We start from the raw sequence: 13,724 nt of genomic DNA, 5'->3' as shown, positions 1-13,724 counted from the left end.
TCGTGACCGAGGAATTCGGCAAGGACTTCTGGGAGCAGCGCTACCGCGGCCACACCGCGACCCGCGTACGGCAGCCCAACGCCCAGCTGGTGGCGGAGGCCGCGGCCCTCGCGCCCGGCACGGCGCTGGACGCGGGCTGCGGTGAGGGCGCCGACGCGCGCTGGCTCGCCCAGCGCGGCTGGCGGGTGACGGCGGTGGACATCGCCGCCGCCGCGCTGGAACACGCCCGGAAGCAGGCGGAGATGACCGGCGCGGAGGCGGCGGACCGGATCGACTGGGTGGAGGCCGATCTGACGGCCTGGGTGCCGCCCGCCGACCACTTCGACCTGGTCTCCACGCACTACGTGCACGCGGCGGCGTCGCGGGAGGCGCTGTTCGGCCGGCTGGCCGCGGCGGTCGCGCCGGGCGGCACGCTGCTCGTCGTGGGGCACCACCCGTCGGGGCACGGGACGGCCGCGGTCCACGGTGCGCCGCGGGAGGTGCACTTCACCGCCGAGGAGATCGCGGCAGACCTGGACCCCGCCCGGTGGGAGATCGTCGTCGCCGAGGCCAGGAGCCGGTCGGTCACCGGCCACGGCGGCCAGGAACTCACCCTGGAGGACGCCGTCCTGCGCGCCCGCAAGCGCCTCTGACCGCCCGGCGCGGGGATCCGGTGGCCGAGCGGTTCAGCGGTCGAGCCGGATGCGGTTCACCCGGTCCTCGCCGGCCGGGCCGGTGCCCGACTTGTCGACCACGTACGCGGTGTTGCCGGCCACCTCGACGTGGTTGGGGTTGGCGCCGGTCGGGACGGTTTTCACGACGGAGCCTTTGCGGGGGTCCACCACCGACACGGTGGCGTCGGTGCGGTTGACGACGAGCACCCGGCCGGAACGGTGGTCGGTGGCCACGGAGAGCGCGCCCTTGCCGGTGGCGACCGATGTGGTGACGGCTCCCTTGCGCAGGTCGACGACGGAGAGGCCGGCGCCGTTCTGGTCGGCGGTGTAGGCGGTGCGGCCGTCCTTGGACAGTGCGATCGAGATCGGCGCGTCGCCGGCCGGGATGAATCGCGGGTCCGTGGCGGCGCCGGGGGAGGCCTGGATGATGCGGTCGTTGTTGAGGTCGGCGGCGTACGCGGTGCCGGACCGCTCGTCCACGGCCAGGCCCGTCGGGGTGGCGCCGTCGACCGTGATCCGCTTCCTCTCCTTGAAGGTGCGGCTGTTGAAGGCGACGAGGGAGCCGTCGCCGAACCCGCTCGCCCACACCGTGTCGTGCCGCTCGTCGACGACGATCTCGCGGGCGTGCGCCACGTCGGGAAGCGTGGCGAGGTGTTTGCCGGTGCGCTGGCTGTAGACGGCCACGGTGTTGTTGCGGGTGTTCGTCGTCCAGACGGTGTTGTGCTCGTCGTCCACGGCGACGCCGTAGACGGCCTCGACGGCGCCGGTGGCCTCATCGGTGACCGGCGGGGTGTACGTCGCCTTCACCTTCAGCGTCCGCGGATCCACTTTCAGCAGGCCGGACCGGGTCACCGGCGGCCGGCCGACGGCGGCGGTGGTCCACAGCACGTGATTCCGCTCGGAGTACGCGGACTGGTAGAGGCCTTTGGTGAGCGGTGCGCTCGTGGCGGCCTCGCCGCCGGCGGTACCGGAGTGTGCGGAGGCGGTGCCGGTGAGGGCCAGCGAGCTGCCTGCCGCGGCGGCCACGGCGATGGCCGCGGTACGGCGGATGCGTCGGATGAATGAGGTCATGCTGCGTCAATCTCCTTCACGGATGGCACTTCTGGGGAAGTACGCACCATGTAACTTAGCTTAGGCTTACCTAAGTAAAGTGCCGTTTTGAGTGTGGCGCGCGCCACACTCAACGGCAAGGTAAGGTAACCCTAAGTTGACCTTCTCGTCGGTCGGAGCCCGCCCGCATGCCCCTGTCCACGCCTCCTCAGGGGGACCCGCACCAGCCGCCCCGGCTGGCGCGTCCGCACCCCCTCCCGCGCCTCACGGAACCCGCCTGCGCCCTGCCGGAACCCGGCGGAGTCCAGGAGTTCTGGGCCGACGTACAGCGGCGCGGCACTCCGCTCGTCGCACCGGACCCCCTGGGCAGCGCGGACCACCGCGCCGTGACCTTCCTCTGGCGCGGCACGCCCGCCACCCGGGCGGTCCAGGTCATGCCCAACAAACTCGCCGACCCGCGCGCCCCCGAGGGCAACCTGATGGAGCATGTTCCGGGCACCGACGTCTGGCACTGGACGCTCCGCCTGCGCCACGACTGGTACGGCACCTACGACTTCCACGTCGACGAGGGCGACGGCCCCGAGCCGGACGGCGCCGCGTACTGGCAGTGGCTCCGTACCCAGCGCCGCAGTGACCCCTTCAACCCGCGCACAGTGCCGCGTCGTTGGGACGGCGAGCCGATCGCCTGTGCCGAACTCCCGGGCGCCCCACGCGCGGTGAACTGGGAGCCGCGGCCGGACACCGCCCGCGGCACCGCGTCCGAGCACAAGGTGGCGAGCGCGCACCTCGACGGGGGCCGGCGGGTGTGGCTGTACCGGCCGCCGCACACCGCACACCTGCGGAAGCGGCTGCCCGTCCTCGTCCTGCTCGACGGCGAGCACTGGCAGCAGCCCGGACTCGGCCTCGCCCACCTCCTCGACAACCTCATCGCCGACGGCCGCATCCCCCCGCTCGCCGTCGTCCTGCCGGAGTCCGTGGACGCCGCCACGCGGTGGGCGGAACTCACCTGCCGCCCGGAGTACGTCGCCTTCCTCGCCGAGGAACTGCTGCCCTGGGCCGGCGGCCTGCTGCCGGTCACCGAGGACCCGGCCGGCACCGTCATCGCCGGGCAGAGCCTGGGCGGCCTCACCGCCGCCTACGCAGCCCTCTCCGCACCGCACCGGTTCGGCAACGCCCTCGCCCAGTCGGGCTCGTTCTGGTGGCCCAACGGCCCCCGGGCCGAATGGCTCACCCGCCGCATCGCCGACGGCCCCCGCCTGCCGGTGCGCTTCTGGCTCTCCTTCGGCGAGCAGGAATGGGTGGCGCTCCCCGCGGCACGGCGCCTGCGCGACGCACTCTCGTCCGCCGGCTACGACGACGCCGTGTACCGCGAGTTCAACGGCGGCCACGACTACCTGTGCTGGCGCACGGAACTGGCGGCCGGCCTGGAGGCGTTGCTCTCCGGCACCCCGGACTGAGGCGCCGTACGCCCCTGCCCGGGCAGTGCGCACGCTGCCGCGTAACCCGGCGGCACCTCGACGTCGTCGAGCAGCCACCCGGGCAGCCCGGCCGGTTCGGGGCCCGTCCCGAGATGCGCACTGCCCAGGCCGTCCCCGGACAGGCCCTCGCCGATCGCCTTCAGGTACGCCTCCTTACGCGTCCAGCAGCGTGCGAAGGCGGCGGCGCGCTCGGCCTCGGGCAGTGCGGCCAGCTCCTCCTGCTCCGCCGGGTGCAGCGCACCGGCCGCATCCCGCACCAGCCCCACGTCCGGGACGCGTTCGACGTCCACGCCCACCGGCCGGGCGGCCAGCCCCAGCAGGGCCAGGCCGCCCGTGTGCGACAGCGAGAAGTGCACCGCTGCGCCGGCCGGCCCGGCCACGGCGGGACGGCCGTGCGGCCCGCCGCAGCCCGGACACGGCAGCCGCGTCAGCGGAACCCGCCCGGCCGGCACCCCCAGGCAGCCACCCAGTACGCGGCGCAGCGCCACATGCGCCGCCACGTACAGGGCCCGGTCCGCCGGGCGCCGCAGCGCGGCCGCACGGCGGCGCTCCTCCTCGTCCAGTACCGACTCATCGGGGGCGACGCCCGGGCCCGGGGCCCGGACCAGCCACAGCCGCGGGCCCGGGGCGAGGTCGTGCGGCCGGGGCAGCGGTCCGGGGTCCGGCCACGGCCGCACCGCGGTCGTCGGCGTCATGCCGCCCGCGTCTCCACGTGGCGTACGCACGCGTCGTGCGGCGCCGGCCCGAAGCACGCCGACCATCCCGGCGGCACGGCGCGCCACACCGGCCACAGCGACCGGCGGCCGTGGTCGTTCTCCAGGACCAGGTGCGTGTCGCCCTCACCCGTACCCGCGTCGAACGGGCCGGCCTGCTGCGTCATGCGTCGAGCTCCTTCAGCCGGGCCGCCAGCACGGCGGCGATGTCGTCGAGCTGCCGCTCCCGCATCATCTGCGGGTGCGTGCAGTCCAGGTCATGGTTGACGACGGTGCCGCTCACGTGCGGACGCCACGCCTCCCGGGTCAGCCAGTCCTCGGCGCGGGGCGCGGCAGCCGTGAAGAACAGCACGTCGCCGTCGAACACACCGTGGTGGTGCTCGCGCATCATGCGCGCGTGGTTCGGCACGATGTCCACGATCCGCGCCAGGGTGTGGTCGGTGAGCCCGGCCAGCGGGCTGCCCGCCTGCCGCAGCGTGGCGAGCACGTCGTCCCGGTCGCGTTCGTGGGTGCGGTCGAAGCCCGCCATGCGCAGCACCGCGGTCAGTGCGTCGCCCTCCTCGGGCGCGGCGTTCTCCCGCCACTGCTCGGCCGGGAACGCGTCCAGCAGCGCGAGCAATTCGACCTCCTCGCCCGCCTGTTGCAGCAGCACGGCCACTGTGTGGGCGAGGACGCCGCCCACCGACCAGCCCAGCAGCCGGTACGGGCCGTGCGGCCGGAGGGCGCGGATGCGCTCGACGTAGTCGGCCGCCTCCTCCTGGAGCGTCGCCGGCAGCGGCTCGTCGTGCACCAGGCCGCGCGCCTGGATGCCGTACAGCGGCTGCCCCTGGCCGAGCCGCGCGGAGAGGCCCGCGTAGCACCACGCGATGCCGCCCGCCGGGTGGATCGCGAACAGCGGCGGCCGGTCGCCCTCGGTGCGCAGCGGCAGTACGACGCCCAGGGCGTCCTCGGCCGCCGGCCCCGCGGTCTCGATCCGGGCCGCGAGCGACGCCGGAGTGGGCGCCTCGAACAGCGAGCCGATCGTCAGCTCGGCACCCAGCTCCTCCCGGACGCGCGCCACCAGCCGCACCGCGAGCAGCGAGGTGCCGCCCAGGTCGAAGAACGCGTCGTCGGGACCGATGCGTTCGGCGCCGAGCACCTGCGCGAACAGGCGGGTCAGCGCCTCCTCGCGCGCGCTCGCGGGACGCCGGCCGCCCCCGCTGCCGGTGAAGACCGGCGCGGGCAGTGCTTTGCGGTCCAGCTTCCCGTTGGGGCTCAGCGGGAACGCGTCCAGGGGCACCACCGCAGCCGGGACCATGTGCTCCGGGAGTACGCCCGTCAGCCCGGCGCGCACGGCGGCCGGGTCGGCGCCGCCCGTGACGTAGCCGACGAGCTGCTGCTCGCCCGGCCGGTCCTCGCGCACCAGCGCGCAGGCCCCGTCCACCCCGGCCTGTGCCGCCAGTGCCGTCTCGATCTCCCCCAGCTCGATGCGCTGGCCGCGCAGCTTCACCTGGTGGTCGGTGCGGCCGAGGTACTCCACCTCGCCCTGGTCGGTCCAGCGCGCCAGGTCGCCCGTGCGGTACATGAGGCTGCCCGGCGGACCGAAGGGGTTCGCCACGAAGCGGGAAGCGGTCAGGTCGGCGCGGTTCAGGTAGCCGTCGGCGAGCTGCCGCCCGGCGAGGTACAGCTCGCCCGCCACGCCGGGCGGGCAGGGCTGGAGCGCCGCGTCGAGGACGTACAGCCGGGTGTTCCACACCGGCCGGCCGATCGGCACCGGGCCGTCGGCCTCCGGAACGCAGGTGTGGTACGTGACGTCGACGGCGGCCTCCGTGGGCCCGTACAGGTTGTGCAGCTCGGTCCCGGGCAGGGTGCGCGCGAAGGCGTTCGCGGTCTCGCGGGGCAGCGCCTCCCCGCTGCAGAACACCTGCCGCAGGCTGTCGCAGGCGGTCGCGCCGGACTCCGCCCCGGCCAGGAAGACCTGGAGCATCGACGGCACGAAGTGGCAGGTGGTGATCTGCTGTTCGCGGATGACGCGGGTCAGGTAGGCGGGGTCCTTGTGGCCGCCCGGCGCCGCGACGACGAGCGTGGCGCCCGCGCGCAGCGGCCAGAAGAACTCCCACACGGACACGTCGAACGAGGAGGGTGTCTTCTGCAGCACCCGGTCCCCGGCACCGAGCCCGTAGGCGTGCTGCATCCAGCGCAACCGGTTGTCGATGGCCCCGTGCGAAACCACGACGCCCTTGGGCCTGCCGGTGGACCCGGAGGTGTAGATGACGTACGCGGGATGCGCGGGCGTCAGCGGACGCCCGGGATTGATGGCCAGGTATCCGGAGACGTCGAGGCCGTCCAGGACGACGAGCGGGGTGCCCGCGTCGTCCGGCAGCCGGCCGGCGCGGTCGGTGACGGCACACACCGGCGCCGCGTCCTGAAGCATGAACGTGAGCCGCTCGGCCGGGTAGTCCGGGTCCAGCGGCAGGTACGCCGCACCGGTCTTGACCACGGCGAGCAGGGCGATCACCAGCTCCGCCGACCGGGGCACCGAGACGGCCACCACCGCGCCGGGCCGCGCGCCGAAGGTCCGCAGATGCCGGGCGAGGCGGTTGGCGCGGGCGTTCAGCTCGGCGAAGGTGAGCGATGTCCCCTCGTACACCAGCGCCGTGGCGTTCGGGGTCCGCATGACCTGCGCCTCGATCGGGCCGACCAGGTTCGTGGGCGGCACCACTTGGTCCGTTCGGTTGAACTCGGTGACGACCAGGTCGAGTTCGGCGGGTGTGGCGACCGGGTGTGCGGCGAGCGGCAGCTGGGGGTCGGCCTGCGCGAGTCGGTCCACCAGGTGCAGGAAACGCTCCTGGTGGGCGGCGAGTTCGGCGTCCTCGTACAGCGCCGGGTTGCCGTCGTGGTCGATCTGGAGGCCGCGGCCGTCGGCACGGTCGTAGATGTTGACCGTCAGGTCGTCGACCGGGCCGGCGGAGAGATTGCGGGCCCGCGCGGGCGCGCCGGCGAAGTCGATGTCGTAGTCGAACGGCATGACGTTGACCAGTGGACCGGCCAGGCCGCGGCTCTCGCCGAGCAGCCCCAGGTCGCGGCGGATGTCCTCGTACCGGTAGTGCTGGTGGCGGCGGACCTGCCGGACCGCGAGCACGACCTGTCGCACCAGCTGCGCGAAGGTCTCCTCCGGGGAGACGGCCAGGCGCAGCGGCAGCACGTTCATCACCATGCCCGGCACCCGCAGCGCGACCGACCCCATGCGGCCCATCATCGGCAGGCCGAGCACGACGTCGGCGCGGCCGGTGACCCGCGAGGTGTACAGGGCCTGCGCCGCGATCAGCACGTCCGGCCAGGTCGCGCGCAGCGTGGCGGCCAGTGCGCGGACCCGCTCCGTCGCCTCGGGGGCGAGCCGGGCGCTGTGCCGCAGGAACGTACGGGAGGGCAGCGCGCCGCGGCCCGCGAGGCGGGACGCCTCCGGCCGGTCGGCGAACGCCGCCGACCAGTGGGCCCGGTCGGCGGCGAAGGCGTCCGAGGCCCGGTACTCGGCGTCCTGGGTGAGGAGGTCGGTCAGCGTGCCGAACGTGCGCGGCACCGGCTCCTCACCGCGGACCAGCGCCGTGTAGACCTCGGACGTGCGGCGGACGAGCAGCGAGTAGCCGTAACCGTCCATGACCAGGTGGTGGATGCGCTGGTACCACAGCCACCGCTCGTCGCCGACCCGGAACAGCGCGTGCCGGAACAGCGGGCCGGTGGCCAGGTCGAAGGGCCGGCCGAGGTCCGCGCGCATCCATGCCTCGGCCTCCTCCTCGGCCCGGTCGCGGCCCCGGAGGTCGCGCAGGGTCAGCGGCGGCTCGACGGCGTCCAGGACCCGCTGGCGGGGGCCGTCGGGGGTGTCCGTGACGCGTATCCGCAGCGAGTCGGCCTCGGCGGTGACGCGGCGCAGCGCGGCATCGAACAGCTGCGGGTCGAGGGGCCCGTCGATGTGCAGGCACTCGGCGGTGTTCTGCGCGGGGCTCAGCGGGTCGAGGGCCTGCGCGTACCACATGCCCGACTGGGCCGCCGTGAGCGGCAGCGGGGCGTCGGCGGCGCCGGCAGGCCGGCGGGCGTCCGCCGTGACGGGGGCGGTCATGCCACCCCCAGCAGCGGTGCCCAGGCCTCGACGGCCGGCTGCTCGGCGAGGTCGGCGAAGGCCGCCTCGACACCGTGCTCGCGGCGCCATCGTTCCAGCAGCGCCATGATGCGCACCGAGTCCAGGCCGTGGTCGACCAGGTTCTCGTCGTACGGGATGTCCGCGGGGTCCTCGCCGAGGGTGTCGGCGACGTCGGCGCGGATCTGCTCCAGGGTGAGCGCCATGGTGGTCAGATCTCCTTGAGAAGGGCGTCGGTGGTGGTCACGACGGCGCAGCGGCCGGCGGCCCAGCGCAGGGCCATGTCGTGGTCGGCGCGGGAGAAGTCGGCCACCGCGTCGGCGACGACGAACGCCCGGATGTCCCGCTGCCATGCGTCGGCGGCGCTCATCAGTACGCCGATGTGCGCGTACACACCGGTGATCACCAGTTGGTCGCGGCCGGCGTCGCGCATCAGCCGTTCCAGCTCGGAGCGGACGAAGGCGCTGTACTTCCACTTGGTGAGGAGGGTGTCCCCGGCGACGGGCGCGACCACGTCCGGCACGGCGAGCTTGTACGGGTCGTCGGCGACGCCCGGGCCCCAGAAGTCCAGCTGGAGGCCGCGTTCCTCGGGCGTCTGGCCGCCGCGCTGGGCGGAGTAGACGACCGGGGTGCCCTGGCGGCGGAACGCGTCCAGCAGCCGTGCGGTGTTGTCGAGCATGCCGGTCACGGGCTGCTCACCGGCCGGGAACGCGTCGAGGAAGTGGTGCTGCAGGTCGTGGACGAGCAACAGCGCGCGCGAGGGGTCCACGGTCCAGGACACCCGGTTGGCGGGCAGCTCCTCCGGAGCCGGCAGCTGATAGGGGGCGATGGCGGGAAGTGCCATGGGGGCGGCAGCCTTTCGGGTGGTGCGCGTCAGCGGTCGGTGTCGGCGGCGGGCGTGGCGGCGGAGGACTGCAGCCCCTTCTTGCTGACCTTTCCGACGCCGGTCCGCGGGAAGGCGTCGACGAACTCGACGAGGTCGGGGACCTTGTAGGCGGCCAGGCCGCGCTCGCGGACGAACCGTTTGACGGCGACGGGCTTCAGCGGCTCGGCACCGTCGCGCAGGATCACGTAGGCGAGGGAGCGCTCGCCGAGGTACTCGTCGGCCACCGCGACGACGGACACGTCGTGCACGGCGGGGTGGGCGAGGATGACGTTCTCGACCTCCTCCGGCGCGATCTTCTCGCCGCCCCGGTTGATCTGGTCCTTGGCCCGGCCCTCGACGACGAGGTGGCCGGTCGCGGTGGAGCGCACGATGTCGCCGGTGCGGTAGAAGCCGTCCTCGGTGAAGGTGCGCGCGTTGTGTTCGGGGGCCCGCCAGTAACCGCGGATCGTGTACGGGCCGCGGGTCAGCAGGTGCCCGAACTCGCCGTCCGCGACGTCCTGTCCGGCGTCGTCGACGATGCGGATCTCGTCGTCCGGGGAGATCGGACGGCCCTGGGTGGTGACGATGGTCTCGTAGTCGTCGTCCAGCCGGGTGTAGTTGACGAGCCCCTCGGCCATCCCGAAGACCTGCATCAGCCGGCAGCCCAGCGCGGGCTCCAGCCGGCGTGCGGCCTCCTCGCTGTACTTGGCGCCGCCGACCAGCACCAGCTCCAGGCTGGACAGGTCGTGTTCCGCCGATGGGGCGGCGTCGGTCCACACCAGCGCCAGCGGCGGCACCATCCCGGTCATGGTGATGCGTTCCCGCTCGATGAGGGGGAAGGCCGTCGCGGGGTCGGGCCGCGGGCACAGGACGACGGTGCCGCCGGCGTACAGCACGCCCAGCCAGCCGGGGGAGCTCATGGGGAAGTTGTGCGCGGCGGGCAGCACCACGAGGAAGCGGGTGTCGCCGTCGACACCGCAGATCTCGTTGGAACCCCACAGCGAGTACAGGTAGTCGTCGTGGGTGCGCGGGATGAGCTTGGACACCCCGGTCGTACCGCCGGACAGCTGGAGGAACGCCAGCTCGTGCGGGGCCGGCCCGTCGGGCAGGACGGCCGGCTCGCGGGGGACCTCGGCCAGCGCGGTGTGCCCGCCCGGGTCGCCGACGACGAAGACGTGCCGCAGGCCCGGGGTGCGTTCCTGGATCCTGGTGGCGAGGTCCCGGTGGTCGAACCCGGCGTGCCGGTCGGGGATCACGTAGGCGACGGCCTCGGTGAAGGAGCAGAAGTGCGCGATCTCCGTCTCGCGGTGGGCCGGCAGCGCGTACACCGGCAGCGCACCGATCCGGAAGAGCGCGAAGACGACCTCGATGAACTCACCGACGTTGGGCAGCTGCACGACGACCCGGTCGCCCTTGGCGATGCCGCGCGCGAGGAACCCGGCGGCGAGCCGGTCGGCGCGCTCGTCCAGCTCCCGGTAGGTCCAGGTACGGCGTACGGGGCCGGGGTCGACCAGCGCGACGCGGTCGGGGTGGGCGGCGGCGCGCTCGCGCAGTACGCCTCCGAAGGTCTCCCCGCGCCAGTAGCCCGCGGCGCGGTAGCGCGCGGCGAACTCGGCCGGCCAGGTGGGTGCGTCGACGCCCGGCGCGAGGGCGCTCACGGCTTCGGCGGTGCTCACAGGGAGGCCCCCACGGCGTTGAGGAAGGTACCGAACTTGGCGCCGGTCTCGGCGGTCTCGGCCTCCGGCGAGGAGGCGGCCACCACGCCGGCCCCGGCGAACAGCCGCAGCGAGCGGCCCTCGGCCTCGGCGCAGCGGATCGTCACGACCCACTCGCCGTCGCCGTCCGCGCCCTGCCAGCCCACCATCCCGGTGTACGGGCCGCGGTCGAAGGGCTCGGACTCGGCGATGACGGCGCGCGCCACGTCGGTGGGGGTGCCGCACACGGCGGGGGTGGGGTGCAGTGCGGACGCCAGGTGCAGGGCGGTGGTGGCCGGGCCGGCCAGTTCGCCGGTGACGGTGGTCGACAAGTGCCACATGGCGGCGGTGCGGACCAGGGTGGGCCGCGCGGGAACGTCCAGGCGGGTGCAGAACGGTGCGAGCGCCGCGCGTACGGCCTCCACCACGACGGCGTGCTCGTGCAGGTCCTTCGGCGACTCCAGGAGCGCGGCCGCGCGCCGGACGTCCTCCGCCAGGTCGGAGCTGCGCGGTGCCGAACCCGCCAGCGGGTTGGCGACGAGGCGCCCGTCGCGCCGGGCCACCAGCAGCTCGGGGCTGGCGCCGATGAGGGTGCGGTCCGGGCCGCTGGGCACGGCGAAGGTGTATCCGGCCGGGTCGCGCTGGGCCAGCCGGCGCAGCATGGCGGGCAGGTCCAGCGCGCGGTCGGAGGTCAGCTCCAGCGTGCGGGCCAGGACGACCTTGTCGAACTCTCCGGCCCGCATTCGTGCGACAGCGGCGGCGACGGCCGCACCGTACTGCTCCGGCTCCGGCACGGGCCGCATGTCCCACTGGCCCCGGTCGTCGCCGGCCGGCGCGGGCAGCGCGACGAGCGGGTCCTCGCGCAGGGGCGGTGCCCAGCGCACCGAGCGCGGCACGGCGAGTGCGGGCGGGGCGTCCGGGGCGAAGGGCAGCGAGCCGACGACGATGGGTGCCGCGTCGCCCGCGCGCCGCCTCGTATCGAGTACGTCCTGCACGCGTTCGGTCAACGGTCTCTGATCGTGCGGGACTTCGGCCGCGGTGCCGCGGCCCAGCAGTGTGTGGTGCGGGGTGGCGAGGAACCGGTCCGTGCCCGGGCGGTACCCGTCGAGCAGGGCGGTCGCCGAGCCGGGGGTGACCACGGCGGCGGGCGCCGCGCCGTGGGGGAGGGTGGGTTCGCGCAAGGAGGCGGACATGGTGTCTCCAAGGGGAAGAGAGGTGCGGCCGTGGTCGGCGGCCGTGCTGCGAGGGTCGGCGGGTCAGGCCCGGAGGGTGGCGCCACCGTCGACGTACAGGTCGTGCATGGTGATGTGGCGGGCCCGGTCGGAGGCGAGGAAGACGACCGCCTCGGCGATGTCGGACGGGTCGGCGATGCGGCCGAGCGGGATGCCGGTGCGGTGGGTCGCGAGGTTCCCCTCGATCACGCGCCGCGCGGCGGCCTCCTCGTCACCGGTGGTCCACATGCCGCGTTGCATGTCGGTGAGGGTCGAGCCGGGGGAGACGGTGTTGCAGCGGACGCCGCGGGAGGCGAGCTCCAGGCCGAGGCACTTGGTGAACATCACGGTCGCCGCCTTGGACGCGGCGTAGGCGGACATGCCGGAGCGCGGTATTCCGGCCGCGTTCGAGGCGACGGTGACGATGCTGCCGCGGCCCCGCTCGCCCATCCGGCGGGCGACCGCGCGCGAGACGTGGAAGACCCCGTCGGTGTTGACGGCGAAGGTGGCGGCCCACTCCTCGTCGGTGGTGTCCACCACGGCGGACTCGCGCAGGACCCCGGCGACGTTGACCGCGATGTCCAGTGCTCCCAGGGTGTCTTCGGCCTCGGTGACGAGCCGCTCGACGGCCGGCGCGTCGGTGACGTCCAGCCGGCGGGCCACGACCTGGTCGCCGTGCTCCTTGGCGACGGTCTGCACGTCCTCGCCGGACAGGTCGGTGGCGAGGACGCGGGCGCCGCGTTCGACGAGGGCCGCCACCACCGCGCGGCCGATGCCCCGACCGGCGCCCGTGACGAGCGCGAACCGTCCGGCGAGTTCCTGGTCGGTGCTCACTTGACCATCGCCTTCCGGATGTCGTCGAGTACGGACACGGCTGCCTGCGCGCCCCCGAGACTGGTCCACTTCGAGCCGTCGACGACGGTCGCGTGGCCGTTCCGTACGGCCTTCAGCTCCTTGTAGGCCGGCTTCTTCGCGAGCTCGTCCAGGAGGCCCTTGTCCGGCCCTGTGGTCGACAGGGTGCCGATGAACAGCCGGTCGCCGTCGATCTCCTGGAGGTTCTCGTCGCTGATCGGCGACGAGTGGCCCTCGCCCTTCTCGTTCTGGATGCCGGGCCGCTGGAATCCCAGGTCCTTGAGCACGTCGCTGATGAACACGCCCTGCTGCATGACGGCGGTGCCCTTGGCGGAGTAGCGGGCCACCGAGACACTGTCGTCCGCGTCGTCGCCGAGGTCCTTCTTCAGCGCCGCGACCTTGGTGTCGTACGAGGTGAGGAACTTCTTGGCCGCGTTGCTCTTCCCGAGCACCGTGGCGGTGAGTTGGAGCGACTTCTGCCAGTTCTTGGTGCGGTCCACGGTGACGACGGTGGGGGCGATCTTCTTGAGCTGCTGGAGCACCTGCTGGTCGGCGAGCTGCCCGGCGAGGATGACGTCGGGCTCGGCCCGGACGACCTTCTCGATGTCCGGGCCGGTCACCGCGCCCACCACCGGTATGCCCTCGGCACGGTCGGCCAGGTAGGCGGGGGCGCCCTTCTGGCCGCGTCCCGCGGTGAGTCCGACGGGCTTGACGCCGAGCGTGAGCGCGGAGTCCAGGTCCATCTCGCTGAGCGCCACGACCCGCTTCGGGGCCGCGGGCACCCGCACCTTCGCGCCGGTCGCGTCGGTGACCGGGGTGGTGCCGGATTTACCGGAGTCGCCCGCGGCACTGCTCCGGTCCGAGGAGCCGCAGGCGGTGGCGGCCAGCGCGAGAGCGGCGAGCACGGCGGCTGCGGCGACGGACCGCGCGGGTCTGCGGGAGGGCGAGACGGTACTGGACACCAGGAGCCTCTTTCTGTGTTTGTTGTGCTGTCGCGGGGGGCGATCCGGAAGGCGCTGCCGGGGCGTTGAACGGTGGCCGGGGCGTGACGCAGTGCGCATTGCGGGCATGCGTGAGCCTTCCGAGCCGTCGAC

The 13,724-nt window shown here is 73.9% G+C and carries 12 protein-coding genes; 2 read left to right on the top strand and 10 right to left on the bottom strand.

All coding sequences use genetic code 11. The annotated features are described in order from the left end of the window. Positions 1-2: 2 nt before the first annotated feature. Positions 3-632 carry a class I SAM-dependent methyltransferase gene (locus tag ABZ840_RS02660; RefSeq protein WP_361552037.1) on the top strand — a complete coding sequence of 210 codons (630 nt, stop codon included), beginning with the start codon at positions 3-5 and terminating at the stop codon, positions 630-632. A gap of 33 nt (positions 633-665) precedes the next feature. Here the strand turns inward: ABZ840_RS02660 and ABZ840_RS02655 are convergent, their stop codons facing one another. Then, positions 666-1,724: a YncE family protein gene (locus ABZ840_RS02655; RefSeq protein WP_361552034.1), complete on the bottom strand. Its 1,059-nt coding sequence runs from the start codon at positions 1,722-1,724 to the stop codon at positions 666-668. Between the two features lie 167 nt (positions 1,725-1,891). Between ABZ840_RS02655 and fes the strand changes: the two genes are divergently transcribed. Beyond that, on the top strand, positions 1,892-3,160 hold the full coding sequence (gene fes, locus ABZ840_RS02650) for an enterochelin esterase (protein ID WP_361552031.1): 1,269 nt from the start codon (positions 1,892-1,894) through the stop codon (positions 3,158-3,160). Here the strand turns inward: fes and ABZ840_RS02645 are convergent. The 9 genes from ABZ840_RS02645 to ABZ840_RS02605 form a co-directional block, all read right to left on the bottom strand. Further along, positions 3,094-3,876 (bottom strand): 4'-phosphopantetheinyl transferase superfamily protein, encoded by a 783-nt coding sequence (locus ABZ840_RS02645; protein WP_361552028.1) that lies wholly within the window; start codon positions 3,874-3,876, stop codon positions 3,094-3,096. The genes fes and ABZ840_RS02645 overlap by 67 nt on opposite strands. Continuing rightward, a complete protein-coding gene (locus ABZ840_RS02640; protein ID WP_361552025.1) occupies positions 3,873-4,061 on the bottom strand; it encodes an MbtH family NRPS accessory protein in 189 nt (62 codons plus the stop codon). Before ABZ840_RS02640 ends, ABZ840_RS02645 begins: the two co-directional genes overlap by 4 nt. After that, positions 4,058-7,990 (bottom strand): amino acid adenylation domain-containing protein, encoded by a 3,933-nt coding sequence (locus ABZ840_RS02635; RefSeq protein WP_361552022.1) that lies wholly within the window; start codon positions 7,988-7,990, stop codon positions 4,058-4,060. Before ABZ840_RS02635 ends, ABZ840_RS02640 begins: the two co-directional genes overlap by 4 nt. Then, on the bottom strand, positions 7,987-8,214 hold the full coding sequence (locus tag ABZ840_RS02630; protein WP_361552019.1) for a phosphopantetheine-binding protein: 228 nt from the start codon (positions 8,212-8,214) through the stop codon (positions 7,987-7,989). Before ABZ840_RS02630 ends, ABZ840_RS02635 begins: the two co-directional genes overlap by 4 nt. A 5-nt stretch (positions 8,215-8,219) precedes the next feature. Then, entirely contained in the window at positions 8,220-8,852 is a 633-nt protein-coding gene (locus ABZ840_RS02625; protein ID WP_361552016.1) for an isochorismatase family protein, read from the bottom strand. A gap of 29 nt (positions 8,853-8,881) precedes the next feature. Further along, positions 8,882-10,549: a (2,3-dihydroxybenzoyl)adenylate synthase gene (locus ABZ840_RS02620; RefSeq protein WP_361552013.1), complete on the bottom strand. Its 1,668-nt coding sequence runs from the start codon at positions 10,547-10,549 to the stop codon at positions 8,882-8,884. After that, the gene (locus ABZ840_RS02615; RefSeq protein WP_361552010.1) at positions 10,546-11,760 is read right to left on the bottom strand and encodes an isochorismate synthase; all 1,215 of its coding nucleotides are present in this window, start codon (positions 11,758-11,760) and stop codon (positions 10,546-10,548) included. Before ABZ840_RS02615 ends, ABZ840_RS02620 begins: the two co-directional genes overlap by 4 nt. Before the next feature lie 63 nt (positions 11,761-11,823). Next, positions 11,824-12,612 carry a 2,3-dihydro-2,3-dihydroxybenzoate dehydrogenase gene (locus ABZ840_RS02610; RefSeq protein ID WP_361552007.1) on the bottom strand — a complete coding sequence of 263 codons (789 nt, stop codon included), beginning with the start codon at positions 12,610-12,612 and terminating at the stop codon, positions 11,824-11,826. Further along, complete coding sequence (locus tag ABZ840_RS02605; protein ID WP_361552402.1) at positions 12,609-13,595, bottom strand: iron-siderophore ABC transporter substrate-binding protein; 987 nt, start codon at positions 13,593-13,595, stop codon at positions 12,609-12,611. The genes ABZ840_RS02610 and ABZ840_RS02605 overlap by 4 nt, the downstream gene beginning before the upstream one ends. Between the last annotated feature and the right edge of the window lie 129 nt (positions 13,596-13,724).

The organism is Streptomyces sp. NPDC047117 (assembly GCF_040643545.1).
Taxonomy (GTDB): Bacteria; Actinomycetota; Actinomycetes; order Streptomycetales; family Streptomycetaceae; genus Streptomyces.
The sequence above is the reverse complement of the archived record's forward strand: the minus strand, read 5'-3'. Positions and strand labels throughout refer to the sequence as shown.